The sequence below is a fragment of the Pseudomonas sp. IT-P253 genome, assembly GCF_949768125.1.
Taxonomy (GTDB): Bacteria; Pseudomonadota; Gammaproteobacteria; order Pseudomonadales; family Pseudomonadaceae; genus Aquipseudomonas.
In genome coordinates this window covers 23,143-43,060 of record NZ_CATKPT010000029.1, presented here as the reverse complement: position 1 = coordinate 43,060, position 19,918 = coordinate 23,143, and the positions used below count along the sequence as shown (strand labels likewise).

33 protein-coding genes are annotated in these 19,918 nt (G+C 54.6%); all 33 read left to right on the top strand.

The genetic code is table 11. The annotated features are described in order from the left end of the window. The first annotated feature begins 41 nt into the window (after nucleotides 1-41). The 33 genes from rpsL to ACM6IR_RS16350 all read left to right on the top strand — a co-directional run bounded on the left by rpsL (nucleotide 42) and on the right by ACM6IR_RS16350 (nucleotide 19,865). Complete coding sequence (rpsL, locus tag ACM6IR_RS16510) at nucleotides 42-413, top strand: 30S ribosomal protein S12 (RefSeq protein ID WP_002555494.1); 372 nt, start codon at nucleotides 42-44, stop codon at nucleotides 411-413. 118 nt (nucleotides 414-531) lie between these two features. Then, entirely contained in the window at nucleotides 532-1,002 is a 471-nt protein-coding gene (gene rpsG, locus ACM6IR_RS16505; protein WP_002555493.1) for a 30S ribosomal protein S7, read from the top strand. Nucleotides 1,003-1,032: 30 nt separating this feature from the next. Continuing rightward, nucleotides 1,033-3,138, top strand: coding sequence for an elongation factor G (gene fusA, locus ACM6IR_RS16500; RefSeq protein WP_414908692.1), 2,106 nt, complete (start codon nucleotides 1,033-1,035; stop codon nucleotides 3,136-3,138). Between the two features lie 32 nt (nucleotides 3,139-3,170). Further along, complete coding sequence (gene tuf / locus ACM6IR_RS16495) at nucleotides 3,171-4,364, top strand: elongation factor Tu (RefSeq protein WP_007896660.1); 1,194 nt, start codon at nucleotides 3,171-3,173, stop codon at nucleotides 4,362-4,364. Between the two features lie 156 nt (nucleotides 4,365-4,520). Further along, entirely contained in the window at nucleotides 4,521-4,832 is a 312-nt protein-coding gene (gene rpsJ / locus ACM6IR_RS16490) for a 30S ribosomal protein S10 (protein WP_003186070.1), read from the top strand. An 80-nt stretch (nucleotides 4,833-4,912) separates the two neighbouring features. Further along, entirely contained in the window at nucleotides 4,913-5,548 is a 636-nt protein-coding gene (gene rplC, locus ACM6IR_RS16485) for a 50S ribosomal protein L3 (protein ID WP_003186059.1), read from the top strand. Nucleotides 5,549-5,560: 12 nt separating this feature from the next. Next, nucleotides 5,561-6,163 (top strand): 50S ribosomal protein L4, encoded by a 603-nt coding sequence (rplD, locus tag ACM6IR_RS16480; RefSeq protein ID WP_007896707.1) that lies wholly within the window; start codon nucleotides 5,561-5,563, stop codon nucleotides 6,161-6,163. Continuing rightward, nucleotides 6,160-6,459 (top strand): 50S ribosomal protein L23, encoded by a 300-nt coding sequence (gene rplW, locus ACM6IR_RS16475; RefSeq protein ID WP_002555488.1) that lies wholly within the window; start codon nucleotides 6,160-6,162, stop codon nucleotides 6,457-6,459. The genes rplD and rplW overlap by 4 nt, the downstream gene beginning before the upstream one ends. Nucleotides 6,460-6,473: 14 nt before the next feature. Next, the gene (gene rplB / locus ACM6IR_RS16470) at nucleotides 6,474-7,298 is read left to right on the top strand and encodes a 50S ribosomal protein L2 (protein ID WP_003176423.1); all 825 of its coding nucleotides are present in this window, start codon (nucleotides 6,474-6,476) and stop codon (nucleotides 7,296-7,298) included. Between the two features lie 16 nt (nucleotides 7,299-7,314). After that, a complete protein-coding gene (gene rpsS / locus ACM6IR_RS16465; protein WP_002555486.1) occupies nucleotides 7,315-7,590 on the top strand; it encodes a 30S ribosomal protein S19 in 276 nt (91 codons plus the stop codon). Nucleotides 7,591-7,601: 11 nt separating this feature from the next. Then, on the top strand, nucleotides 7,602-7,934 hold the full coding sequence (gene rplV / locus ACM6IR_RS16460; protein WP_003103908.1) for a 50S ribosomal protein L22: 333 nt from the start codon (nucleotides 7,602-7,604) through the stop codon (nucleotides 7,932-7,934). 13 nt (nucleotides 7,935-7,947) lie between these two features. Beyond that, nucleotides 7,948-8,634, top strand: a complete 687-nt coding sequence (rpsC, locus tag ACM6IR_RS16455; protein ID WP_003176422.1) for a 30S ribosomal protein S3 — start codon at nucleotides 7,948-7,950, stop codon at nucleotides 8,632-8,634. 12 nt (nucleotides 8,635-8,646) lie between these two features. Further along, entirely contained in the window at nucleotides 8,647-9,060 is a 414-nt protein-coding gene (rplP, locus tag ACM6IR_RS16450) for a 50S ribosomal protein L16 (RefSeq protein ID WP_008145497.1), read from the top strand. Then, nucleotides 9,060-9,251: a 50S ribosomal protein L29 gene (rpmC, locus tag ACM6IR_RS16445; RefSeq protein ID WP_008030901.1), complete on the top strand. Its 192-nt coding sequence runs from the start codon at nucleotides 9,060-9,062 to the stop codon at nucleotides 9,249-9,251. The genes rplP and rpmC overlap by 1 nt, the downstream gene beginning before the upstream one ends. A 2-nt stretch (nucleotides 9,252-9,253) precedes the next feature. After that, nucleotides 9,254-9,520: a 30S ribosomal protein S17 gene (gene rpsQ / locus ACM6IR_RS16440; RefSeq protein WP_003176419.1), complete on the top strand. Its 267-nt coding sequence runs from the start codon at nucleotides 9,254-9,256 to the stop codon at nucleotides 9,518-9,520. A 23-nt stretch (nucleotides 9,521-9,543) separates the two neighbouring features. Beyond that, nucleotides 9,544-9,912, top strand: coding sequence for a 50S ribosomal protein L14 (rplN, locus tag ACM6IR_RS16435; RefSeq protein ID WP_002555479.1), 369 nt, complete (start codon nucleotides 9,544-9,546; stop codon nucleotides 9,910-9,912). An 11-nt stretch (nucleotides 9,913-9,923) separates the two neighbouring features. After that, nucleotides 9,924-10,238 carry a 50S ribosomal protein L24 gene (rplX, locus tag ACM6IR_RS16430; protein ID WP_003176416.1) on the top strand — a complete coding sequence of 105 codons (315 nt, stop codon included), beginning with the start codon at nucleotides 9,924-9,926 and terminating at the stop codon, nucleotides 10,236-10,238. A 20-nt stretch (nucleotides 10,239-10,258) separates the two neighbouring features. Then, entirely contained in the window at nucleotides 10,259-10,798 is a 540-nt protein-coding gene (gene rplE / locus ACM6IR_RS16425; protein ID WP_003176415.1) for a 50S ribosomal protein L5, read from the top strand. 13 nt (nucleotides 10,799-10,811) lie between these two features. After that, nucleotides 10,812-11,117 carry a 30S ribosomal protein S14 gene (rpsN, locus tag ACM6IR_RS16420; RefSeq protein ID WP_003176414.1) on the top strand — a complete coding sequence of 102 codons (306 nt, stop codon included), beginning with the start codon at nucleotides 10,812-10,814 and terminating at the stop codon, nucleotides 11,115-11,117. Between the two features lie 209 nt (nucleotides 11,118-11,326). After that, nucleotides 11,327-11,719, top strand: coding sequence for a 30S ribosomal protein S8 (rpsH, locus tag ACM6IR_RS16415; RefSeq protein WP_003186040.1), 393 nt, complete (start codon nucleotides 11,327-11,329; stop codon nucleotides 11,717-11,719). Between the two features lie 12 nt (nucleotides 11,720-11,731). Continuing rightward, nucleotides 11,732-12,265 carry a 50S ribosomal protein L6 gene (gene rplF, locus ACM6IR_RS16410; RefSeq protein ID WP_007896774.1) on the top strand — a complete coding sequence of 178 codons (534 nt, stop codon included), beginning with the start codon at nucleotides 11,732-11,734 and terminating at the stop codon, nucleotides 12,263-12,265. A 10-nt stretch (nucleotides 12,266-12,275) separates the two neighbouring features. Then, a complete protein-coding gene (gene rplR / locus ACM6IR_RS16405) occupies nucleotides 12,276-12,626 on the top strand; it encodes a 50S ribosomal protein L18 (RefSeq protein WP_003186037.1) in 351 nt (116 codons plus the stop codon). Between the two features lie 3 nt (nucleotides 12,627-12,629). Next, on the top strand, nucleotides 12,630-13,130 hold the full coding sequence (rpsE, locus tag ACM6IR_RS16400; protein WP_007943782.1) for a 30S ribosomal protein S5: 501 nt from the start codon (nucleotides 12,630-12,632) through the stop codon (nucleotides 13,128-13,130). A 2-nt stretch (nucleotides 13,131-13,132) separates the two neighbouring features. After that, nucleotides 13,133-13,309 (top strand): 50S ribosomal protein L30, encoded by a 177-nt coding sequence (gene rpmD / locus ACM6IR_RS16395; protein WP_003186033.1) that lies wholly within the window; start codon nucleotides 13,133-13,135, stop codon nucleotides 13,307-13,309. 3 nt (nucleotides 13,310-13,312) lie between these two features. Continuing rightward, nucleotides 13,313-13,750 (top strand): 50S ribosomal protein L15, encoded by a 438-nt coding sequence (rplO, locus tag ACM6IR_RS16390; protein ID WP_007896782.1) that lies wholly within the window; start codon nucleotides 13,313-13,315, stop codon nucleotides 13,748-13,750. Beyond that, entirely contained in the window at nucleotides 13,751-15,079 is a 1,329-nt protein-coding gene (secY, locus tag ACM6IR_RS16385; protein WP_414908691.1) for a preprotein translocase subunit SecY, read from the top strand. It begins immediately after the preceding gene. A 27-nt stretch (nucleotides 15,080-15,106) separates the two neighbouring features. Further along, nucleotides 15,107-15,223, top strand: coding sequence for a 50S ribosomal protein L36 (gene rpmJ, locus ACM6IR_RS16380; protein WP_002555468.1), 117 nt, complete (start codon nucleotides 15,107-15,109; stop codon nucleotides 15,221-15,223). Nucleotides 15,224-15,353: 130 nt separating this feature from the next. Beyond that, nucleotides 15,354-15,710 carry a 30S ribosomal protein S13 gene (rpsM, locus tag ACM6IR_RS16375; protein WP_003186020.1) on the top strand — a complete coding sequence of 119 codons (357 nt, stop codon included), beginning with the start codon at nucleotides 15,354-15,356 and terminating at the stop codon, nucleotides 15,708-15,710. A 30-nt stretch (nucleotides 15,711-15,740) separates the two neighbouring features. After that, nucleotides 15,741-16,130 (top strand): 30S ribosomal protein S11, encoded by a 390-nt coding sequence (gene rpsK / locus ACM6IR_RS16370; RefSeq protein ID WP_002555466.1) that lies wholly within the window; start codon nucleotides 15,741-15,743, stop codon nucleotides 16,128-16,130. 18 nt (nucleotides 16,131-16,148) lie between these two features. Beyond that, nucleotides 16,149-16,769, top strand: a complete 621-nt coding sequence (rpsD, locus tag ACM6IR_RS16365) for a 30S ribosomal protein S4 (RefSeq protein ID WP_003210056.1) — start codon at nucleotides 16,149-16,151, stop codon at nucleotides 16,767-16,769. Between the two features lie 22 nt (nucleotides 16,770-16,791). Next, nucleotides 16,792-17,793 (top strand): DNA-directed RNA polymerase subunit alpha, encoded by a 1,002-nt coding sequence (locus tag ACM6IR_RS16360; protein ID WP_003186012.1) that lies wholly within the window; start codon nucleotides 16,792-16,794, stop codon nucleotides 17,791-17,793. 42 nt (nucleotides 17,794-17,835) lie between these two features. After that, nucleotides 17,836-18,222 (top strand): 50S ribosomal protein L17, encoded by a 387-nt coding sequence (gene rplQ, locus ACM6IR_RS16355; protein ID WP_008145500.1) that lies wholly within the window; start codon nucleotides 17,836-17,838, stop codon nucleotides 18,220-18,222. Nucleotides 18,223-18,410: 188 nt separating this feature from the next. Further along, complete coding sequence (locus tag ACM6IR_RS16350) at nucleotides 18,411-19,865, top strand: catalase (protein WP_414908690.1); 1,455 nt, start codon at nucleotides 18,411-18,413, stop codon at nucleotides 19,863-19,865. Nucleotides 19,866-19,918: the final 53 nt, after the last annotated feature.

The following is a 19,918-nucleotide window of genomic DNA, read 5'->3' as shown; positions in this document are numbered from 1 at the left end:
TGCAAGACAATAGCGTCGCAAGACAACAGTGGAGCTAGTAGATGGCAACTATCAACCAGCTGGTACGTCAGCCGCGTAAGCGTATCGTCGAGAAATCCGACGTGCCTGCGCTGCAGAACTGCCCGCAACGTCGTGGCGTATGCACCCGTGTGTATACCACCACGCCGAAAAAACCTAACTCGGCACTGCGTAAAGTATGCCGTGTGCGTCTGACCAACGGTTTCGAGGTTTCCTCGTACATCGGCGGTGAAGGCCACAACCTGCAAGAGCACAGCGTCGTACTGATCCGTGGCGGTCGTGTAAAAGACTTGCCAGGTGTTCGTTACCACACCGTTCGCGGCTCTTTGGATACTTCCGGCGTTAAAGGTCGTAACCAGGGTCGTTCGAAGTACGGTACCAAGAAGCCTAAGTAGTAGTGGCTTTTTGTAAAAACTGATTTTCTATTTTTCTGAGTCGATAAGAGTAAGGTCGGAGGCGTCCCGTAAGGGCACCGATTCCGAGCGAACCTGAAGACCGTTTGAGGGCTTATCCATGCCAAGAAGACGCGTAGCAGCCAAGCGCGAAGTGCTTGACGATCCAAAATACGGAAGCCAAATCCTGGCCAAGTTCATGAACCACGTTATGGAAAGCGGCAAGAAAGCCGTTGCCGAGCGTATCGTTTATGGCGCGCTGGAAAAGGTTAAAGAACGCAAGAACAGCGATCCCCTGGAAATCTTCGAGAAAGCTCTCGACGCCATCGCTCCGCTGGTCGAAGTGAAGTCGCGCCGTGTAGGCGGTGCTACTTACCAGGTTCCGGTCGAAGTTCGCCCGTCCCGTCGTAACGCCCTGGCAATGCGCTGGTTGGTAGACTTCGCCCGCAAGCGCGGCGAGAAGTCTATGGCTCTGCGTTTGGCTGGCGAACTGTTGGACGCCGCTGAAGGTAAAGGTGCTGCAGTTAAGAAGCGTGAAGACGTGCACCGTATGGCTGAAGCCAACAAGGCTTTCTCGCACTACCGCTTCTAATTTTAGCGTCACTAATTTTGCGAGGGCTTTATGGCTCGTACAACACCGATTAACCGCTACCGTAACATCGGTATCGTTGCTCACGTGGATGCTGGTAAAACCACCACCACCGAGCGCGTCCTTTTTTACACCGGCAAAAGTCACAAAATGGGCGAGGTGCATGACGGCGCCGCGACCACAGACTGGATGGTGCAGGAGCAGGAGCGTGGTATTACCATTACTTCTGCTGCCATTACCGCCTTCTGGCAGGGTTCCGAGAAGCAGCACAAAGATCAATACCGCTTCAACGTCATCGACACCCCGGGCCACGTTGACTTCACTATTGAAGTTGAGCGTTCCCTGCGTGTTCTCGACGGCGCGGTCGTTGTGTTCTGCGGTACCTCGGGTGTTGAGCCTCAGTCGGAAACCGTATGGCGTCAAGCCAACAAGTACGGCGTTCCACGTCTTGTTTACGTAAACAAGATGGACCGTGCTGGTGCGAACTTCCTGCGCGTGATCGGTCAGATCAAGCAGCGTCTGGGTCACACTCCGGTGCCAATCCAGTTGGCTATCGGTTCCGAAGACAACTTCCAGGGTCAGATCGATCTGATCGCCATGGAAGCTGTTTACTGGAATGACGCTGACAAAGGCATGGTTCCACGTCGCGAGCCTATCCCTGCTGAACTGCAAGAATTGGCTAACGAGTGGCGCGGCAATATGGTTGAGGCTGCGGCCGAAGCCAGCGAAGAGCTGATGAACAAGTACCTCGAAGGTGAAGAGCTCACCAACGCGGAAATCAAGGCCGCTCTGCGTCAGCGTACTATCGCTGGTGAGATCGTTCTGGCTGTTTGCGGTTCTTCCTTCAAGAACAAGGGTGTTCCCCTGGTTCTCGACGCCGTTATCGACTACCTGCCGGCTCCTACCGACATTCCTGCCATCAAGGGTACTGACCCGGATGACGAGACCAAGGAAATGGAGCGTCACGCAGACGACAGCGAGCCGTTCTCGGCTCTGGCGTTCAAGATCGCTACCGACCCATTCGTGGGTACCTTGACCTTCGTTCGAGTTTACTCGGGCGTGTTGGCCTCCGGCGACGGCGTGATCAACTCGGTTAAAGGCAAGAAAGAGCGCGTGGGTCGTATGGTGCAAATGCACGCAAACGCCCGTGAAGAAATCAAGGAAGTGCGCGCTGGCGACATCGCGGCCTTGATCGGCATGAAGGACGTCACCACTGGTGAAACTTTGTGCAACGCTGACAAGCCAATCATCCTGGTTCGCATGGATTTCCCGGAGCCGGTTATTTCGGTTGCCGTAGAGCCTAAGACCAAGGACGACCAGGAAAAAATGGGTATCGCTCTGGGCAAGCTTGCTCAGGAAGACCCGTCTTTCCGCGTCAAGACTGATGAAGAGACTGGTCAAACGATCATCTCCGGCATGGGCGAGTTGCACCTGGACATCCTGGTTGACCGGATGCGCCGTGAGTTCAACGTCGAAGCCAACATCGGTAAGCCTCAAGTTTCGTACCGTGAGCGCATCACGAAGAGCTGCGAAATCGAAGGCAAGTTCGTTCGTCAGTCCGGCGGTCGTGGCCAGTTCGGTCATTGCTGGATTCGTTTTGCTCCTGCTGACGAAGGTCAGGAAGGTCTGCAATTCCTGAACGAAGTAGTGGGTGGTGTGGTTCCTAAGGAATACATCCCGGCTATCCAGAAGGGTATCGAAGAGCAGATGAAGAACGGCGTTGTGGCCGGCTATCCGCTGATCGGCCTGAAGGCTACCGTGTTTGATGGTTCCTACCACGACGTCGACTCCAACGAGATGGCGTTTAAGGTGGCTGCTTCCATGGCAACCAAGCAACTGGCCCAGAAGGGCGGTGGTGAGTTGCTTGAGCCGATCATGGCGGTAGAGGTTGTTACACCTGAAGACTATATGGGTGACGTGATGGGCGACCTTAATCGTCGTCGCGGCATGATCCTGGGTATGGAAGATACGGTTTCCGGCAAAGTGATTCGCGCCGAGGTTCCGTTGGGTGAAATGTTCGGTTACGCAACCGACGTTCGTTCCATGTCCCAAGGTCGCGCAAGCTACTCTATGGAATTCAAAAAATACAATACAGCTCCGTCGCACATCGTCGAAACTGTTACCAAAAAACAAGGCTGATTCAGCCCCCTTTAGGCTAGGAGTTAATTGTCGTGGCTAAAGAAAAATTTGACCGTACCCTTCCGCACGTCAACGTTGGCACCATCGGTCACGTCGACCACGGTAAAACCACGCTGACCGCTGCTCTGACTCGCGTCTGCTCCGAAGTTTTCGGTTCGGCTGTTGTTGCTTTCGATAAAATCGACAGCGCTCCAGAAGAAAAGGCTCGTGGTATCACCATCAACACCGCGCACGTTGAATACAACTCGCTGATCCGTCACTACGCTCACGTTGACTGCCCAGGTCACGCTGACTATGTGAAGAACATGATCACCGGTGCTGCTCAGATGGACGGCGCTATCCTGGTTTGCTCGGCCGCTGATGGTCCGATGCCACAAACCCGTGAGCACATCCTGTTGTCCCGTCAGGTTGGCGTTCCGTACATCGTTGTCTTCCTGAACAAGGCTGACATGGTTGACGACGCTGAGCTGCTGGAACTGGTTGAGATGGAAGTGCGCGATCTGCTGAGCACTTACGACTTCCCAGGTGACGACACTCCGATCATCATCGGTTCGGCTCTGATGGCTCTGAACGGCCAAGACGACAACGAAATGGGCACCACTGCCGTTCGTAAACTGGTTGAGACTCTGGACAGCTACATCCCAGATCCAGTTCGTGTTATCGACAAGCCGTTCCTGATGCCAATCGAAGACGTATTCTCGATCTCCGGTCGCGGTACTGTTGTAACTGGCCGTATCGAGCGCGGTATCGTCAAGGTTCAGGATCCACTGGAAATCGTTGGTCTGCGTGACACTACCGTCACCACCTGCACCGGTGTTGAAATGTTCCGTAAGCTGCTCGACGAAGGTCGTGCAGGCGAGAACTGCGGCGTTCTGCTGCGTGGTACCAAGCGTGACGACGTTGAGCGTGGCCAGGTTCTGGTTAAGCCAGGTTCGGTTAAGCCGCACACCAAGTTCGAAGCTGAAGTCTACGTTCTGAGCAAAGAAGAAGGCGGTCGTCACACTCCGTTCTTCAAAGGCTACCGTCCACAGTTCTACTTCCGTACTACTGACGTGACTGGTAACTGCGAGCTGCCAGAAGGCGTTGAAATGGTAATGCCGGGCGACAACATCAAAATGGTTGTCACCCTGATCAAGACCATCGCAATGGAAGACGGTCTGCGTTTCGCTATCCGTGAAGGCGGTCGTACCGTCGGCGCTGGCGTCGTAGCCAAAATCATCGAGTAAGCTCTTTTTGAGTAAGCTTCGATGAGTTGAAAAAGCCCCCGCTTAGCGGGGGCTTTTTTATTGGGTTGACACCTATCTGGGGCGTCTATAGAATTGCGCCTCCTTTTAACGGGCGTATTGCGCTCGGTGGGAATAGCAGCCGGAGTCTGAAATCCAATGCAAAATCAGCAAATCCGTATCAGGTTGAAGGCTTTTGACCATCGCCTGATCGACCAATCCACCCAGGAAATCGTGGAAACCGCGAAACGTACTGGTGCTCAAGTGCGTGGTCCAATTCCACTGCCTACCCGTAAAGAGCGGTTCACCGTTCTGGTCTCCCCGCACGTCAACAAAGACGCGCGTGACCAGTACGAGATCCGTACTCATAAGCGCGTTCTGGACATCGTCCAGCCAACGGATAAAACCGTTGATGCTCTTATGAAGCTTGATCTTGCGGCCGGTGTGGAAGTGCAGATCAGCCTCGGCTAAGACTCGGTCTTAGTCGTGTAACGCTCTGAAATGGGCGGCCATAGCGGGTGAAAGCCCCGTACACTCATGAGGTTTACAACATGACTATTGGTGTAGTCGGTCGTAAATGCGGTATGACCCGTATTTTCACCGAAGAAGGTGTCTCCATTCCGGTCACGGTCATTGAGATCGAGCCGAATCGCGTCACCCAGTTCAAAACTGAAGAGACCGATGGCTATCGTGCAGTGCAAGTCACTGTAGGCGAGCGTCGTGCTTCGCGTGTTACAGCTGCTCAGGCTGGCCACTTCGCTAAGGCGAACGTTGCCGCTGGTCGTACCGTAATGGAATTCCGCCTTGAAGAAGGCGAGTACCAGGCCGGCGATCTGATCAACGCTGAAATTTTCGCCGCTGGTCAACTGGTTGATGTAACCGGTCAGTCCAAGGGTAAAGGCTTCCAGGGTACGATCAAGCGTTGGAACTTCCGCGGGCAAGATAATACCCACGGTAACTCCGTGTCCCACCGCGTTCCAGGCTCTATCGGCCAGTGCCAGACTCCTGGTCGTGTATTCAAGGGCAAAAAAATGTCCGGTCATATGGGCGCTGAGCGCGTGACCGTGCAGTCCCTCGAAGTAGTGCGCGTGGACGCTGAACGCAATCTGTTGTTGGTCAAGGGCGCTGTTCCTGGCGCTACTGGCGGCAACTTGGTTGTACGTCCAGCAGCCAAGGCTCGCGGTTAAGGGGAAGCTGACATGCAATTAAATGTAAATGACGCTCAAGCGATCGAAGTTTCCGAACTGACATTTGGCGGCGAATTCAACGAGACGCTGGTTCACCAAGCAGTCGTGGCCTACATGGCCGGCGGCCGTCAAGGTAGCAAGCAGCAAAAGACCCGTTCCGACGTTCGTGGTGGCGGTAAGCGCCCATGGCGTCAGAAAGGTACTGGCCGTGCTCGTGCCGGTACTATCCGTAGCCCAATCTGGCGCGGCGGCGGTACCACTTTCGCAGCTCGTCCTCAGGATCACACCCAGAAGCTGAACAAGAAGATGTATCGCGCAGCAATGCGTTCCATCCTTGCTGAGCTGGTGCGTACTGATCGTCTGGTTGTGGTTCAGGACTTCGCTGTTGATGCACCGAAGACCAAAGATCTGCTGAACAAGCTGACCGGCATGGGCCTGACTGACGTCTTGATCGTGTCTGAAGTGGTTGATCAGAACCTGTACCTGGCTGCTCGTAACCTGCCACACGTTGATGTACGTGACGTGCAAGGTTCCGATCCAGTTAGTCTGATCGCATACGACAAGGTGTTGATCACCGTGTCGGCCGTGAAGAAATTCGAGGAGCTGCTGGGATGAACCAGGAACGCGTATTTAAAGTTCTGCTTGGCCCGCACGTTTCCGAGAAGGCTACGGTTCTGGCTGACAAAAAAGGCCAGTTCGTTTTCAAGGTTGCAACTGACGCAACCAAGCTGGAAATCAAGAAGGCCGTCGAAAGCCTGTTCAGCGTGAAAGTAGAGCGTGTTACTACCCTGAATGTTCTGGGTAAGAGCAAGCGCACTGCTCGCGGTCTGGGCAAGCGTAATGACTGGAAGAAGGCAGTTATCTCCCTTCAGCCAGGCCAAGATCTCGATTTCAGCAGCAGTGCTGAGTAAGGAAGGGGTGCATCATGGCAATCGTTAAATGCAAACCGACTTCCCCTGGCCGCCGTTTTGTGGTCAAGGTGGTCAACCAGGAGCTGCATAAAGGCGCTCCTCACGCACCGCTGCTCGAGAAAAAATCGAAGACTGGTGGTCGTAACAACAATGGTCGCATTACCACTCGTCACATCGGTGGTGGCCATAAGCAGCATTATCGTCTGGTCGATTTCCGTCGCAACGACAAAGATGGCATCTCTGCCACTGTCGAGCGTATTGAATACGATCCAAACCGTACTGCTCACATCGCTCTGCTGCTGTACGCAGATGGCGAGCGTCGCTACATCATTGCCCCTAAAGGCGTGAGTGCTGGCGACCAGCTGATCGCAGGTGCTCTGGCACCGATCAAGCCGGGCAACGCTCTGCAACTGCGTAACATTCCAGTTGGTAGCACCGTACACGGCATCGAATTGAAGCCAGGTAAAGGCGCGCAAATCGCTCGTTCCGCTGGTGCTTCGGCTCAGCTGATCGCTCGTGAAGGTGTCTACGTGACCCTGCGTCTGCGTTCTGGTGAGATGCGTAAAGTGCTGGCTGAATGCCGCGCGACCCTGGGTGAAGTCTCGAACTCCGAGCACAGCCTGCGTTCGCTGGGTAAAGCTGGTGCCAAACGCTGGCGTGGCGTTCGCCCAACCGTTCGTGGTGTTGCCATGAACCCGGTTGACCACCCACATGGTGGTGGTGAAGGTCGTACCTCTGGTGGTCGTCATCCGGTATCGCCATGGGGCTTCCCGACTAAGGGCGCGAAGACTCGTGGTAATAAGCGTACCGACAAAATGATCGTCCGTCGTCGCAAGTAAATAGAGGGATACGACAGTGCCACGTTCTCTGAAAAAAGGTCCTTTTATCGATCTTCACCTACTGAAGAAGATCGAAGTGGCGGCGGAAAAGAATGATCGCAAACCGGTGAAAACCTGGTCGCGTCGTTCGATGATCCTGCCACAAATGGTCGGTTTGACCATCGCAGTACACAACGGTCGTCAACACGTCCCAGTTCTCGTTAACGAAGACATGGTCGGCCACAAACTGGGCGAGTTCGCCGGTACCCGCACTTATCGTGGGCACGTGGCAGACAAGAAAGCCAAGCGTTAAGGGGTTAGGAAATGGAAGTAGCCGCTAAGTTGTCGGGCGCTCGAATCTCCGCCCAGAAAGCCCGCTTGGTCGCCGACCAGATCCGCGGGAAGAAGGTGGGCGAAGCGCTCAACTTGTTGGCTTTCAGCAGTAAGAAAGCCGCCGAGATCATGAAGAAAGTGCTGGAGTCGGCCGTAGCCAACGCCGAGCATAACGAAGGCGCAGACGTTGATGACCTTAAAGTCAGCACCGTTTTCGTCAACGAAGGGCGTTCGCTGAAGCGCATCATGCCACGTGCCAAAGGCCGTGCTGATCGCATCGTCAAGCGGTCTTGCCATATCACTGTCAAGGTTGCTGACAAGTAACGGAGTCGAAGAGATGGGTCAGAAAGTACATCCCATTGGCATTCGCCTGGGAATCGTCAAGGAGCACACCTCCGTCTGGTACGCAGACGGTCGGACTTATGCGGACTATTTGTTCGCTGATCTGAAGGTGCGTGAGTATCTCCAAGACAAACTAAAAAGCGCGTCCGTAAGCCGTATCGATATCCATCGTCCGGCTCAAACTGCACGTATCACCATCCACACCGCTCGTCCAGGTATCGTTATCGGGAAGAAGGGTGAAGATGTTGAGAAACTGCGTCAGGACCTGACCAAACAAATGGGTGTGCCTGTGCACATCAATATCGAAGAAATCCGCAAGCCGGAACTCGACGGTATGTTGGTTGCGCAGAGCGTAGCTCAGCAGCTGGAGCGTCGCGTAATGTTCCGTCGCGCTATGAAGCGCGCTGTACAGAACGCCATGCGCATTGGTGCCAAAGGCATCAAAATCCAAGTGAGCGGTCGTCTCGGCGGTGCTGAAATCGCACGTACTGAATGGTATCGCGAAGGTCGTGTGCCACTGCACACCCTGCGTGCCGACATCGACTATGCCAACTACGAAGCTCACACCACTTACGGTGTGATCGGTGTAAAGGTTTGGATCTTCAAAGGCGAAGTAATTGGTGGTCGCCAAGAAGAACTGAAACCACAAGCACCAGCGCCTCGTAAAAAAGCTGCTAAGTAAGGGGTACGCCAAATGTTGCAACCAAAGCGTACGAAGTTCCGCAAGCAGATGACAGGCCACAACCGTGGTCTGGCTCAGCGCGGTAGCAAAGTCAGCTTCGGCGAGTTCGCGCTGAAGTCTGTAGCTCGTGGTCGTCTCACCGCTCGTCAGATCGAGTCAGCGCGTCGTGCTCTGACCCGTCACGTTAAACGTGGCGGCAAGATCTGGATCCGTGTATTCCCGGACAAGCCTATTTCCAAAAAGCCACTCGAAGTTCGGATGGGTAAAGGTAAGGGTAGTGTGGAGTACTGGGTTGCCCAGATTCAGCCAGGCAAAGTCCTGTATGAAATCGAGGGTGTAACTGAAGAGCTGGCGCGTGAGGCTTTTGCCCTGGCTGCTGCAAAGCTGCCGCTCGCCACCGCCTTTGTTAAACGGACGGTGATGTGATGAAAGCGAACGAACTTCGTGAAAAAGACGCGCCGCAGCTTAACGAGCAACTGCTCGGCCTGCTGCGCGACCAGTTCAATCTGCGCATGCAGAAAGCAACTGGCCAGTTGGGGCAGTCTCACCTGCTCCGGCAAGTTAAGCGTGACATCGCTCGCGTGAAGACTGTGCTCAAACAGCAGGCAGGTAAGTAATCATGGCTGAAGCCGAAAAAACCGTCCGTACGCTGACTGGCCGTGTTGTCAGCGACAAAATGGACAAGACCATCACCGTTCTGATCGAGCGTCGCGTTAAGCACCCGATCTACGGTAAATACGTTAAGCGTTCGACTAAGCTGCACGCGCACGACGAAACCAATCAGTGCCACATCGGCGACAAAGTCACTATTCGTGAAACTCGTCCGCTGGCCAAGACCAAGTCTTGGGCATTGGTTGATGTTCTCGAACGCGCTGTGGAAGTCTAAGGACTAGGGGTCGGAGAAATTATATGATTCAGACTCAATCCATGCTCGATGTGGCCGATAACAGCGGCGCACGCCGCGTTATGTGCATCAAGGTGCTGGGTGGCTCCCATCGTCGTTACGCTGGTATCGGTGACATCATCAAAGTTACCGTGAAGGAAGCAATTCCTCGCGGTAAAGTGAAAAAAGGCCAAGTGATGACTGCTGTTGTAGTCCGCACTCGTCACGGCGTACGTCGTGCTGATGGCTCCATTATCCGCTTTGATGGCAACGCTGCTGTTCTTCTGAACAACAAGCAAGAGCCGATCGGCACCCGTATCTTTGGGCCAGTGACCCGTGAACTTCGTACTGAGAAGTTCATGAAGATCGTCTCGCTCGCCCCAGAAGTGCTGTAAGGAGATCCGACATGCAAAAGATTCGTCGTGACGACGAGATCATCGTGATCGCCGGCAAAGACAAAGGTAAGCGCGGTAAGGTGCTTAAGGTTCTCGCTAATAACCGTCTGGTTATTGGTGGTCTGAACCTGGTTAAGCGTCATACCAAGCCTAACCCGATGTCGGGCGTACAAGGCGGTATCGTCGAAAAAGAAGCTCCACTGGACGCTTCTAACGTCGCCATTTTCAACGGCGAAACCAACAAGGCTGACCGCGTTGGTTTCAAAGTAGAAGACGGCAAGAAAATTCGTGTCTTCAAGTCGACCCAAAAAGCGGTTGATGCTTGAACACTGCTAGGTAGAAGACCATGGCACGACTAAAAGAGATTTACTGGAAGGAAATCGCACCGAAACTTAAGGAAGAACTTAAGCTTTCGAACGTGATGGAAGTTCCACGCGTTACCAAAATCACCCTGAACATGGGTCTGGGCGAAGCGGTCGGTGACAAAAAAGTCATCGAGCACGCTGTTGCCGACCTGGAAAAGATCACCGGCCAGAAAGTCGTTGTGACTTACGCTCGGAAATCCATCGCTGGCTTTAAAGTCCGTGAAGGTTGGCCGATCGGCGTCAAAGTGACCCTGCGCCGTGAGCGTATGTACGAGTTCCTGGATCGTCTGCTGTCGATCTCCCTGCCTCGGGTTCGCGACTTCCGCGGCCTGAATGCCAAGTCCTTCGATGGTCGTGGTAACTACAGCATGGGCGTTAAAGAGCAGATCATCTTCCCGGAAATCGACTACGACAAGATCGATGCTCTCCGCGGTCTGGACATTACCCTGACCACCACTGCCAAGAACGATGATGAAGGTCGCGCCCTGTTGCGTGCTTTCAAATTCCCGTTCCGCAACTGATTGGAGTAGGAAAATGGCCAAGATGAGCATGAAAAACCGCGAGCTGAAGCGTCAGCTCACGGTTGCCAAGTACGCCAAAAAGCGTGCAGCACTGAAAGCTATCATCGTTGATCTGAACGCAAGTCCAGAAGCACGTTGGGAAGCTACAGTAGCTCTGCAGAAGCAGCCACGTGACGCAAGCGCTTCGCGCATGCGTAACCGCTGCCGCCTGACCGGTCGTCCACACGGCGTTTACCGCAAGTTCGGCCTTGGCCGTAACAAACTGCGTGAAGCGGCAATGCGTGGTGACGTACCTGGTCTGGTTAAAGCCAGCTGGTAAGCACTATCAAAGTCAGGGTGTCCGGGATCGCAAGATCCTGACCACCGGTGACCTTGAACTTGAATCAAGCCCCTTTTGGGGCTTGATTCATTTGTGGGGTGTGTCTAGAATACCCGGCTCGCCTGAGCCCGTGCTTTTTCTGCATGGATGAGCTCGGCGACACGTAGTAGCCGCAAGGCTAATTTTTTTGTATTAGGAGCGTCTAGCCCATGAGTATGCAGGACCCGTTAGCGGACATGCTAACTCGAATCCGTAATGCCCAGATGGCTGAAAAGTCCGTCGTAAGCATGCCATCTTCTACTTTGAAGGTAGCTGTTGCCAAAGTCCTGAAGGACGAAGGTTACATTGCGGGTTATCAGATCAGCAGCGAAATCAAACCTCTGCTGTCCATCGAGCTGAAGTACTTCGAAGGCCGTCCGGTTATCGAAGAAGTGAAGCGCGTTAGCCGTCCAGGCCTGCGTCAGTACAAGTCCGTCGATGATCTGCCAAAAGTTCGTGGCGGTCTCGGTGTGTCTATCGTCTCCACCAACAAAGGTGTGATGACGGATCGTGCTGCGCGCGCTGCCGGTGTCGGCGGCGAAGTTCTTTGCACTGTGTTCTAAGGGGGGATAAGCATGTCACGCGTCGCTAAGAACCCCGTTAAGCTGCCAGCCGGCGTCGAAGTAAAATTCGCAGGCCAACAGCTTTCGGTGAAGGGTGCCAAGGGCACTCTCGAACTGAACATCCATTCGTCCGTTGAGATCGTTGAAGAAGCTGGTGAGCTGCGTTTCGCTGCTCGCAATGGCGATCAACAAACTCGCGCAATGGCTGGTACCACTCGTGCGTTGGTAAACAACATGGTCCAAGGCGTAAGCCAAGGCTTCGAGCGTAAGCTCCAGCTGGTCGGTGTTGGTTACAAAGCGCAAGCAAAAGGCACAGTGCTGAACCTGGCTCTTGGCTTCTCGCACCCAGTGGATTATGAACTGCCGGAAGGCATCACCGCTGAGACTCCTAGCCAAACCGACATCCTGATTCGGGGTATCGATAAGCAGCTGGTAGGTCAAGTGGCCGCCGAGATCCGCGACTTCCGTCCACCAGAGCCTTACAAAGGCAAAGGTGTGCGCTACGCGGACGAAGTCGTCCGTCGTAAAGAAGCCAAGAAGAAGTAGGGCATAGCAAATGACCGACAAAAAAGTTACTCGACTGCGTCGCGCTCGCAAAGCACGCCTGAAAATGCACGAACTCGAAGTCGTGCGTCTCTGCGTGTTCCGCTCGTCGCAGCACATCTACGCCCAGGTCATTTCGGCCGACGGCAACAAAGTCCTGGCATCTGCCTCGACTTTGGATAAAGAACTGCGTGATGGCGCCACTGGCAACATCGACGCGGCCACTAAGGTTGGCCAGCTGGTCGCTACGCGTGCTAAAGCCGCTGGCGTCTCGCAGGTGGCTTTCGACCGCTCTGGCTTCAAGTACCACGGCCGCGTCAAGGCGCTGGCTGATGCTGCTCGTGAAGCTGGGCTGGAGTTCTAAGTTATGTCAAATAACGACCAAAAGCGCGACGAAGGCTACATTGAGAAGCTGGTTCAAGTTAACCGCGTAGCCAAAACCGTAAAAGGCGGCCGTATCTTCACTTTCACCGCGTTGACCGTGGTTGGTGATGGTAAAGGGCGTGTTGGCTTCGGCCGTGGCAAGTCACGTGAAGTGCCTGCTGCGATCCAGAAGGCAATGGAAGCTGCTCGTCGCAACATGATCCAAGTTGATCTGAACGGCACCACTCTGCAGTACGCAATGAAGTCCGGTCACGGCGCTTCGAAGGTGTACATGCAGCCTGCTTCTGAAGGTACCGGTATCATCGCTGGCGGCGCTATGCGTGCAGTCCTCGAAGTTGCTGGCGTTCAGAACGTTCTGGCCAAGTGCTACGGCTCGACTAACCCGGTAAACGTGGTTCACGCCACTTTCAAAGGTTTGAAAGCTATGCAGTCTCCTGAATCCATTGCCGCCAAGCGTGGTAAAAGCGTCAAGGAGATCTTCTGATCATGGCTACCGTTAAAGTTACGCTGATCAAAAGCATGACCGGCCGCATCCCTAACCACAAACTGTGCGTTAAGGGTCTGGGTCTGCGTCGCATCGGTCACACTGTAGAAGTACTTGATACTCCCGAGAATCGCGGGATGATCAACAAGGCTTACTACATGCTGCGTGTCGAGGGTTAATCGATGAAACTCAATGATCTGAGTCCAGCGCCGGGTTCCCGTCGCGAAAAGCATCGTCCGGGCCGTGGTATCGGTAGTGGTTTGGGCAAGACCGGTGGCCGCGGCCACAAAGGTCAGTCCTCCCGCTCCGGTGGCACCATTGCTCCAGGCTTTGAAGGCGGTCAACAGCCGCTGCATCGTCGCCTGCCGAAGTTCGGTTTCGTTTCCCTGAAGGCCATGGATCGCGCAGAAGTGCGTTTGTCCGAGCTGGCTAAAGTGGAAGGCGACATCGTCACCGTGCAGTCCTTGAAAGATGCCAACGTGATCAACGTCAACGTACAGCGTGTGAAAATCATGCTGTCCGGCGAAGTTACTCGCGCTGTCACCATCGGAAAGGGAATCGGCGCCACCAAAGGTGCGCGTGCGGCTATCGAAGCAGCTGGCGGCAAGTTCGAGGAATAAATGGCTAAGCAAGGTGCTCTCTCTGCGCTCGGCAAAGGCGGTATGTCTGAACTCTGGGCTCGTCTGCGTTTTCTGTTCCTGGCGATTATCGTCTACCGAATAGGCGCACACATCCCGGTTCCAGGTATCAACCCGGACCGACTCGCGGACCTGTTTCGACAGAATGAGGGGACCATTCTTAGCTTGTTCAACATGTTTTCTGGCGGCGCGCTGGAGCGGATGAGCATCTTTGCACTGGGGATCATGCCGTACATTTCGGCATCGATCATCATGCAACTGATGAGCGCCGTCAGCCCGCAGCTGGAGCAGTTGAAGAAGGAAGGTGAAGCTGGCCGTCGCAAGATCAGCCAGTACACCCGCTACGGCACTGTCGTCCTTGCTCTCGTTCAGGCCATTGGCATGTCCATTGGTCTGGCGGGGCAGGGCGTTGCGTTCACTGGTGACTTTGGCTTCCATTTCGTTGCGGTATCCACTTTTGTGGCTGGTGCGATGTTCATGATGTGGCTGGGTGAGCAGATTACTGAGCGTGGTGTTGGCAACGGTATCTCGATGTTGATTTTTTCGGGTATCGTCGCCGGTCTTCCGAGAGCGATCGGGCAGTCTTTCGAGTCTGCGCGTCAGGGTGATATCAATATCTTCGCCCTGGTTGCCATCGGTTTGCTGGCAGTAGCGATTATCGGTTTCGTGGTGTTCATTGAGCGTGGTCAGCGTCGTATTGCTGTTCATTACGCCAAGCGTCAGCAGGGCCGCAAGGTCTTCGCTGCGCAGACTAGCCACTTGCCGCTGAAGGTGAACATGGCCGGTGTTATTCCGGCCATTTTCGCGAGCAGCATTTTGCTGTTCCCGGCTTCGTTGGGTGCCTGGTTCGGCCAGTCTGAAGGTATGGGCTGGTTGCAGGACATCTCGCAGTCGATCGCTCCTGGTCAGCCGTTGAATATTCTGCTGTTTAGTGCAGGGATTATTTTCTTCTGCTTCTTCTATACGGCGTTGATGTTCAATCCGAAAGACGTAGCGGAAAACCTGAAGAAGTCCGGTGCCTTTATTCCGGGTATCCGTCCAGGTGAGCAGTCCGCGCGCTACATTGATGGCGTTCTGACCCGCTTGACCATGTTCGGTGCTCTATACATGACGGCCGTGTGCTTGCTTCCCCAGTTCCTGGTGGTTGCAGCAAACGTACCGTTCTACCTTGGCGGGACCTCGTTGCTGATCGTCGTCGTGGTTGTGATGGACTTCATGTCCCAAGTACAATCGCACCTCGTTTCGCACCAGTACGAATCCCTGATGAAGAAAGCCAACCTGAAGGGTTACGGCAGCGGCATGTTGCGCTGAGTACCCATAAGGTTCGAGGAGTTGGTGATGAAAGTTCGTGCATCGGTGAAAAAGCTGTGCCGTAACTGCAAGATTATTCGCCGCGAAGGTGTTGTTCGAGTAATTTGCAGCGCGGAACCGCGTCACAAACAGCGCCAAGGCTGAGTGTGATTGTGCTTCAAGCCCGGTAGCTAGTGCGCTGCCGGGTTGATTATTTGTTATTACAGCGATATTATCTCGCGCCCTATTTCTTGGCTTCCGGGGCGTAGGTAGCTGTCAATTGGAGTCCCACTGAATGGCCCGTATTGCAGGCGTTAACATTCCAGATAACAAGCATACTGTTATCTCGCTGACCTACATCTATGGTGTTGGTCGCACTACTGCACAGAAGATCTGTGCAGTGACTGGGGTAAACCCAGCCGCAAAGATCAAAGATCTGAGCGACGAGCAGATTGAACAGCTGCGTGGCGAAGTGGCGAAGTTCACCACTGAAGGTGACCTGCGTCGCGAAATCAACATGAAAATCAAGCGTTTGATGGACCTCGGTTGCTATCGCGGTCTGCGTCATCGTCGTGGTCTTCCAGTGCGCGGTCAGCGTACCAAGACTAACGCGCGTACCCGTAAAGGTCCGCGTAAGCCGATCCGCAAGTAATCGCCCCAGCGAATCGACAGGAAATTAATCATGGCTAAACCTGCTGCTCGTCCTCGTAAAAAAGTCAAAAAGACAGTGGTTGATGGCATCGCCCACATCCACGCGTCTTTTAACAACACAATCGTGACCATCACCGACCGTCAAGGCAACGCTCTTTCCTGGGCTACCTCCGGTGGTTCGGGTTTCCGCGGTTCCCGCAAGTCCACTCCGTTTGCTGCTCAAGTAGCTGCTGAACGTGCTGGGCAAGCTGCGCTGGAATACGGTCTGAAAAACCTCGACGTTAACGTCAAAGGTCCAGGCCCAGGTCGTGAATCTGCAGTCCGCGCTTTGAACGGCTGTGGCTACAAGATCGCCAGCATCACCGACGTGACGCCAATCCCGCATAACGGGTGCCGTCCGCCGAAGAAGCGCCGCGTGTAATCCAGGAGATTGTAAAGAATGGCTCGTTACATTGGTCCAAAATGCAAACTCGCTCGTCGCGAAGGCACCGATCTCTTTCTGAAGAGCGGCGTGCGCGCGATCGAATCGAAGTGCAACATCGAAGCAGCACCTGGTATCCACGGCCAACGCCGCGGTCGCCAGTCCGATTACGGCACCCAACTGCGTGAAAAGCAGAAGGTCCGTCGTATCTACGGCGTTCTCGAGCGTCAATTCAGCGGCTACTACAAAGAAGCAGCTGGCAAGAAAGGTGCAACCGGTGAAAACCTGCTGCAACTGCTCGAATGCCGTCTGGACAACGTTGTATACCGTATGGGTTTTGGCTCTACTCGTGCCGAATCCCGTCAGCTGGTATCGCACAAATCCGTCAGCGTTAACGGTCAGACCGTAAACGTGCCGTCGTACCAGGTTCGTGCTGGTGACGTGGTCGCGATTCGCGAGAAAGCAAAGAACCAACTTCGCATTGTCCAAGCTCTCGATCTGTGTGCCCAACGTGGCCGCGTAGAATGGGTAGAAGTAGACACTGAGAAGAAGTCGGGCGTTTTCAAGAACGTTCCAGCTCGCAGTGATCTGTCCGCCGACATCAACGAAAGCCTGATTGTCGAGCTCTACTCCAAGTAAGGGCTAGAAAATAGGTGCATCCATGCAGATTTCGGTAAATGAGTTCCTGACACCCCGCCATATTGATGTGCAGGTTGTCAGTCCAACCCGCGCCAAGATCACTCTCGAGCCTCTCGAGCGTGGTTTCGGCCACACCCTGGGCAACGCGCTGCGCCGCATCCTGTTGTCCTCAATGCCCGGCTGTGCAGTAGTCGAGGCCGAGATTGATGGTGTACTCCATGAGTACAGCGCAATCGAAGGCGTACAGGAAGACGTAATTGAAATCCTGTTGAACCTTAAAGGTCTGGCTATCAAGCTGCACGGTCGTGACGAAGTTACGCTGACCTTGTCGAAGAAGGGTTCGGGGGTGGTTACCGCTGCCGATATTCAGCTGGATCATGATGTCGAGATCGTTAACCCCGATCACGTAATCGCTAACCTGGCGTCTAACGGCGCCCTGAACATGAAGCTCACCGTAGCTCGTGGTCGTGGTTATGAACCGGCAGACTCGCGTCAGAGCGATGAAGACGAAAGCCGCAGCATCGGTCGCTTGCAGCTTGACTCTTCGTTCAGCCCGGTTCGCCGTATCGCATACGTGGTGGAAAACGCCCGTGTCGAGCAGCGTACTAACCTGGACAAGCTGGTTATTGATCTGGAAACCAACGGTACCCTGGATCCTGAAGAGGCTATCCGCCGCGCTGCAACCATTCTGCAACAGCAGTTGGCTGCGTTCGTCGACCTCAAAGGTGACAGTGAGCCAGTGGTTGTCGAGCAGGAAGACGAGATCGATCCGATCCTGCTTCGCCCGGTTGACGATCTGGAACTGACTGTACGTTCGGCTAACTGCCTTAAGGCGGAAAACATCTACTACATCGGTGACCTGATTCAGCGTACCGAAGTAGAGCTGTTGAAGACTCCGAACCTTGGCAAGAAATCCTTGACTGAAATCAAGGACGTTCTGGCCTCCCGCGGTCTGTCCCTCGGCATGCGCCTCGACAACTGGCCGCCTGCAAGTCTTAAGAAGGACGACAAGGCGACTGCCTGATCGTCGTAATCACCGAACGTTGTGTTTGGTAAGGAATGAACCATGCGTCATCGTAAAAGTGGTCGTCACCTGAGCCGCACCAGCTCGCACCGCAAGGCCATGTTTCAAAACATGGCGGTGTCGCTGTTCGAGCACGAGCTGATCAAAACTACACTGCCAAAAGCCAAAGAACTGCGTCGCGTTGCTGAGCCGCTGATCACTTTGGCCAAGACAGACAGCCTGGCTAACCGCCGTCTGGCTTTCGACCGTACTCGTTCGAAGGCTATCGTTGGTAAGCTCTTCAACGACCTGGGCAAGCGTTACGCTACCCGTGAGGGTGGCTACCTGCGCATCCTCAAGTGCGGTTTCCGCACTGGCGACAACGCGCCTATGGCGTACGTCGAGTTGGTTGATCGTCCTGCCGGTGGTGAAGCTGTATCCGCTGAGTAAGACGTCAGTCTGAAACAAAAAACCGGGCCTGGTGCCCGGTTTTTTGTGGGCGCTCGAAAAGTGTATTGGCGTTAGTATTTTTCTATCGGTTCGTAAAGGTTAATGAATTTGTAGGCGTCACGTTCGTGGTCAATACTTCCTCTCAGCCGATTAGCCGGCAGCTAAAGACTGACAAAGGAAGAGAACGCATGAGCCAGAGCAAAACGCTGACCACCGCCAGTGGCGCTCCTGTCGCCGACAACCAGAATTCCCGCTCAGCCGGCCCTCGTGGGCCGCTGCTTCTCGACGACTTCCACCTGATCGAGAAGCTTGCCCACTTCAACCGTGAAAACATCCCTGAGCGCCGGGTGCACGCCAAAGGATCGGGTGCTTACGGCACGTTCACCGTCACTCGTGATATCACCGAGTACACCAGCGCCAAACTGTTTGAATTTGTCGGCAAGCAAACCCCAACCTTCCTGCGGTTTTCCACCGTGGGCGGTGAGCGAGGTTCGGCCGACACCGAGCGCGATCCACGCGGTTTTGCCCTGAAGTTCTATACCGAGGAAGGTAATTGGGACATCGTCGGAAACAACACACCGGTCTTCTTTATCCGAGACCCGCTCAAGTTTCCGGACTTTATCCACACCCAAAAGCGCTTGCCGCGAAGCAATCTGAAAAGCGCACAGATGATGTGGGACTTCTGGTCGCACTCGCCTGAAGCGCTCCACCAGGTCACCATTCTGTTTTCCGATCGTGGTATTCCTGACGGCTACCGTCACATGCACGGTTTCGGCAGTCACACTTACAGCCTTATCAGCGCCGGTGGCCAGCGTCACTGGGTGAAGTGGCACTACAAGACCCAGCAGGGAATCAAGAACCTGGCGCCGGCAGAGGCTGCGCGCCTGGCGGGTTCTGACCCGGATTACGCTCAACGAGACCTGTTCACGGCGATCGAACGTGGAGATTTCCCGAAATGGCGCGTGTGCATTCAGATCATGACTGAAGCGCAAGCGGCCGCGCACTACGAGAACCCGTTTGACGTGACCAAGACCTGGTCACAGAAAGAGTTTCCGTTAATCGAAGTAGGCGAACTGGAGCTCAACCGCAATCCGCAGAACTATTTCGCCGAAGTCGAGCAGGCAGCATTTGGCCCGAGCAACATGGTGCCGGGCGTTGGTCTGTCGCCAGACCGCATGCTGCAAGGTCGCGTGTTCGCATACGCCGATGCGCACCGCTACCGCATTGGCACCAACCACCAGCAGCTGCCGGTGAATGCGCCTCGAAGCCCGGTCAATAGCTACCAGCGCGATGGCTCCATGGCGTTCGGCAGTAATGGCGGTGCAGCACCGAACTACGAACCGAACAGCTACGTCGAGTCGCCAAAACAAGCACCTCATTACGCCGAGCCGGCTCTGGCATTGAGTGGTGCGGCTGATCGTTACGATCACCGCGAAGATACCGACTACTACAGCCATGCCGGTGCGCTGTTCCGACTGATGAATGATGAGCAGAAAGCCCTGCTGGTCAACAACATCGCGGGCTCGATGGCGGGGGTTTCCGGTGATGTGATTGACCGTCAACTGCAACACTTTTTCAAAGCCGATCCGGCGTATGGAGAAGCAATCGCAACGGCGTTGGGCGTACAGCTTAACGAAGTCTAAACGAGAAGCAGAACCGCCCTCATGTGGGCGGTTTTTGCTGTATTTAAGCCACT

Bases quoted from the DNA above. Each gene is read 5' to 3' on its own strand.
- rpsD (WP_003210056.1), top strand. From the start codon at position 16,149: ATGGCTCGTTACATTGGTCCAAAATGCAAACTCGCTCGTCGCGAAGGC.
- ACM6IR_RS16350 (WP_414908690.1), top strand. From the start codon at position 18,411: ATGAGCCAGAGCAAAACGCTGACCACCGCCAGTGGCGCTCCTGTCGCC.
- ACM6IR_RS16360 (WP_003186012.1), top strand. From the start codon at position 16,792: ATGCAGATTTCGGTAAATGAGTTCCTGACACCCCGCCATATTGATGTG.
- rplX (WP_003176416.1), top strand. From the start codon at position 9,924: ATGCAAAAGATTCGTCGTGACGACGAGATCATCGTGATCGCCGGCAAA.
- rplR (WP_003186037.1), top strand. From the start codon at position 12,276: ATGACCGACAAAAAAGTTACTCGACTGCGTCGCGCTCGCAAAGCACGC.
- rpsC (WP_003176422.1), top strand. From the start codon at position 7,948: ATGGGTCAGAAAGTACATCCCATTGGCATTCGCCTGGGAATCGTCAAG.
- rpmC (WP_008030901.1), top strand. From the start codon at position 9,060: ATGAAAGCGAACGAACTTCGTGAAAAAGACGCGCCGCAGCTTAACGAG.
- rplV (WP_003103908.1), top strand. From the start codon at position 7,602: ATGGAAGTAGCCGCTAAGTTGTCGGGCGCTCGAATCTCCGCCCAGAAA.
- rpsE (WP_007943782.1), top strand. From the start codon at position 12,630: ATGTCAAATAACGACCAAAAGCGCGACGAAGGCTACATTGAGAAGCTG.
- rplN (WP_002555479.1), top strand. From the start codon at position 9,544: ATGATTCAGACTCAATCCATGCTCGATGTGGCCGATAACAGCGGCGCA.
- rplW (WP_002555488.1), top strand. From the start codon at position 6,160: ATGAACCAGGAACGCGTATTTAAAGTTCTGCTTGGCCCGCACGTTTCC.
- rplD (WP_007896707.1), top strand. From the start codon at position 5,561: ATGCAATTAAATGTAAATGACGCTCAAGCGATCGAAGTTTCCGAACTG.
- secY (WP_414908691.1), top strand. From the start codon at position 13,751: ATGGCTAAGCAAGGTGCTCTCTCTGCGCTCGGCAAAGGCGGTATGTCT.
- rplQ (WP_008145500.1), top strand. From the start codon at position 17,836: ATGCGTCATCGTAAAAGTGGTCGTCACCTGAGCCGCACCAGCTCGCAC.
- rpsK (WP_002555466.1), top strand. From the start codon at position 15,741: ATGGCTAAACCTGCTGCTCGTCCTCGTAAAAAAGTCAAAAAGACAGTG.
- rpsL (WP_002555494.1), top strand. From the start codon at position 42: ATGGCAACTATCAACCAGCTGGTACGTCAGCCGCGTAAGCGTATCGTC.
- rpsJ (WP_003186070.1), top strand. From the start codon at position 4,521: ATGCAAAATCAGCAAATCCGTATCAGGTTGAAGGCTTTTGACCATCGC.
- rplC (WP_003186059.1), top strand. From the start codon at position 4,913: ATGACTATTGGTGTAGTCGGTCGTAAATGCGGTATGACCCGTATTTTC.
- rpsH (WP_003186040.1), top strand. From the start codon at position 11,327: ATGAGTATGCAGGACCCGTTAGCGGACATGCTAACTCGAATCCGTAAT.
- fusA (WP_414908692.1), top strand. From the start codon at position 1,033: ATGGCTCGTACAACACCGATTAACCGCTACCGTAACATCGGTATCGTT.
- rplE (WP_003176415.1), top strand. From the start codon at position 10,259: ATGGCACGACTAAAAGAGATTTACTGGAAGGAAATCGCACCGAAACTT.
- rplP (WP_008145497.1), top strand. From the start codon at position 8,647: ATGTTGCAACCAAAGCGTACGAAGTTCCGCAAGCAGATGACAGGCCAC.
- rplF (WP_007896774.1), top strand. From the start codon at position 11,732: ATGTCACGCGTCGCTAAGAACCCCGTTAAGCTGCCAGCCGGCGTCGAA.
- rpsG (WP_002555493.1), top strand. From the start codon at position 532: ATGCCAAGAAGACGCGTAGCAGCCAAGCGCGAAGTGCTTGACGATCCA.
- rplB (WP_003176423.1), top strand. From the start codon at position 6,474: ATGGCAATCGTTAAATGCAAACCGACTTCCCCTGGCCGCCGTTTTGTG.
- rpsM (WP_003186020.1), top strand. From the start codon at position 15,354: ATGGCCCGTATTGCAGGCGTTAACATTCCAGATAACAAGCATACTGTT.
- rplO (WP_007896782.1), top strand. From the start codon at position 13,313: ATGAAACTCAATGATCTGAGTCCAGCGCCGGGTTCCCGTCGCGAAAAG.
- rpsN (WP_003176414.1), top strand. From the start codon at position 10,812: ATGGCCAAGATGAGCATGAAAAACCGCGAGCTGAAGCGTCAGCTCACG.
- rpmD (WP_003186033.1), top strand. From the start codon at position 13,133: ATGGCTACCGTTAAAGTTACGCTGATCAAAAGCATGACCGGCCGCATC.
- rpsQ (WP_003176419.1), top strand. From the start codon at position 9,254: ATGGCTGAAGCCGAAAAAACCGTCCGTACGCTGACTGGCCGTGTTGTC.
- rpmJ (WP_002555468.1), top strand. From the start codon at position 15,107: ATGAAAGTTCGTGCATCGGTGAAAAAGCTGTGCCGTAACTGCAAGATT.